Origin of the sequence: Methanospirillum sp., from assembly GCF_035406105.1 — an archaeon.
In the GTDB taxonomy this organism is placed as follows: Archaea; Halobacteriota; Methanomicrobia; order Methanomicrobiales; family Methanospirillaceae; genus Methanospirillum.
Genome location: NZ_DAONKG010000302.1, coordinates 1 through 2,223 on the forward strand (window position 1 = coordinate 1; position 2,223 = coordinate 2,223).

Consider the following 2,223-nt stretch of genomic DNA (forward strand, 5'->3'; position numbering starts at 1 on the left):
CCGCCGTCCGTCTGGTATATCCTCTTCAGATCGTGAACATACGGATGCCGTGGAAAAGGCGGAGAAGATCAGACAGTTCCTCTCTGATATGGGGTGGCCTGAACCGGTATTCGCGGATTCCGGCAATGGCGCCCACCTCCTCTACCGCATCGACCTCCCAAACGATTCGGCGAGTGGAGAACTCATAAAAAAGGCACTTACTGTCACATCAGGCTTTTTCTCCGACGAGAGATCCGGGGTTGACACGTCAGTATCAAAAGCTGCCCAGCTCTGGAAACTCTACGGAACCATGGCTAAGAAGGGCGATTCTGTCAATGACCGGCCACATCGGCGTTCACGGATTATACATTCACCGGCAGAGATTGCCATCGTCTCCCGCGAACTCCTCATGCACCTGTCATCACTCCTCCCTTCCCCGCCTGAACCGGTCAGAACAAATCACAAGCAAAAGGGCGAATCACTCGACCTTGGGGACTGGCTCTCGGGTTACGGACTCTCATTCCGGGAGAAACCATACGGCACCGGCCGGCTCTTTCTCTTTGATCAGTGTCCGTTCTCATCCGCCCATTCTGATGGAGCGTATGCAATTCAGTTCGAGAATGGAGCAATCTTACCATGAAAGAGCTCGTGGATCTCTCTGGAAAGTCATATGATGCCGTTCGCAAAACCATACGGGGAAATGGGAAGAATAGTTCATATAGCGGTCTTTTGGAGAAATGTCCTGCGATAACCTACCTGTACCGGACAGATATCATCGATACCAGGAGCAAATCCCAGGTCGTGTATATGTGGAATGAGAAGCTGTATCAGATGTGGTCATCGGGAGGAGGATGCTGGTTATCTGATGCAGATGACGATGATACGGATCATCCGGACTTTGATGAAGACGATACCATATCAGATGTGACTTCCTGCATTCCTGGTGATGTGACCGGAGAAACCGGAACGCAAAAATACCCGATCGGAGAAGATTTTTCTCCGGTAAAAGGGGGTCAGAATGCGTTTTCATCTGAAAATAAAACCCATAATGCAGAGTTAGAACGTGGTCGGAGAAAAATTTTAGGTGCACAGACAGCACATGACCCCCTCCGGAAAGCAGATACTCTTCCCTCATCATACTGTGCCCCTGCAGATTTTCTCCGATCTCCTGAATGTGTGGATACAAAAGCCATAATAGACCCCGTTTCTCAATCGGACAAAAAAAGCCCTGGAGAAAATTTTGCTCCGATCCCCTCAGATCAGGTGATTATTTCTCCGGTCAGATCTGATACACCGCTTTGGAGTGATCCTGATACGTAAGAAAAGATATCATAGCTGAATACCATCCCATGGAAATGGGAGGATCCATTCCGGTTGATTGACCCTGGGATGCACAAAAATACTTATACCTCCTGATGCACTATGACCATTATGAACAGATGGCATACTCCCATTCTCGGTATCCTTCTCCTTCTCCTTCTTTTATTGATGAGTGCCGGCGTCAGTGCTGAAGTGACCGCACAGGAGACTTTTATGATAACCGAACAAGAAAATCCAGCCCCATTGACCCTTACCGTTGCCAATGGAACCATCGTGAATGGTTCATCGATCCCGACGGAGTACACCTGCCTGGGGCAGAAGAAAAACCCGGAGATAAGATGGAGCAATATCCCAAACGGCACCCGAAGTCTTGTATGTATGCTTGATGATCCTGATGCGCCTTTGGGAACATTCACCCACTGGATAGTCTACAATATCCCCCCGGAAACCGAGAAAATTCCTGAGGCATTCTCCACCCCGTCCGGGTCATCACACATGTCCATCGGGATAAATACGGCAAAGGAAAATTCGTACTACCCCCCCTGCCCTCCCACCGGCCAGACCCATCGGTATCGGTTTATGCTGTATGCACTGGATATTGGTGATCTTACTGATAATCTGGACCGTACAGGGATTGACATGGTTCTTGCGGATCATACCATAAAGAACACAGAAATCGTCGCGACCTTTAAAAGATAATGCCGGTTTTTTAAAAAACCCGCTGTATCTCCGACATTCTGCACCAAAAAAGTCACGCATAATATTTTTGAACATGCGGCCCTGACAATCGAACGATTTCTCTTAATTCATCGGTGAAATTTAGAATTCGTACCATTATTCTGAATGTATCAATTTCCTTCATCTGCCTTACTCTTCTGAACATGAAGAATAACCATTTTGCAGATGGCCTCTGAGTTTGTTTTC

The 2,223-nt window shown here is 47.9% G+C and carries 2 protein-coding genes and 2 pseudogenes; 3 read left to right on the plus strand and 1 reads right to left on the minus strand.

Annotated elements, in window-relative coordinates:
• The 3 genes and pseudogenes from PLA23_RS12725 to PLA23_RS12735 form a co-directional block, all read left to right on the plus strand.
• Positions 1 to 619: pseudogene (locus PLA23_RS12725) on the plus strand (hypothetical protein); the annotation flags it as partial.
• The gene (locus tag PLA23_RS12730) at positions 616 to 1,299 is read left to right on the plus strand and encodes a hypothetical protein (RefSeq protein WP_324332061.1); all 684 of its coding nucleotides are present in this window, start codon (positions 616 to 618) and stop codon (positions 1,297 to 1,299) included. The pseudogene PLA23_RS12725 and the gene PLA23_RS12730, both read left to right, overlap by 4 nt.
• A 111-nt stretch (positions 1,300 to 1,410) precedes the next feature.
• Positions 1,411 to 1,998, plus strand: a complete 588-nt coding sequence (locus PLA23_RS12735; RefSeq protein WP_324475426.1) for a YbhB/YbcL family Raf kinase inhibitor-like protein — start codon at positions 1,411 to 1,413, stop codon at positions 1,996 to 1,998.
• 52 nt (positions 1,999 to 2,050) lie between these two features.
• On the opposite strand, the pseudogene PLA23_RS12740 reads toward PLA23_RS12735, so the two are convergent.
• Positions 2,051 to 2,223, minus strand: a pseudogene (locus PLA23_RS12740) (IS1634-like element ISMhu7 family transposase); the annotation flags it as partial.

What these genes read in the sequence shown, in the direction of transcription:
- PLA23_RS12730 (WP_324332061.1), top strand. Translation starts at nt 616, where the DNA reads ATGAAAGAGCTCGTGGATCTCTCTGGAAAGTCATATGATGCCGTTCGC.
- PLA23_RS12735 (WP_324475426.1), top strand. Translation starts at nt 1,411, where the DNA reads ATGAACAGATGGCATACTCCCATTCTCGGTATCCTTCTCCTTCTCCTT.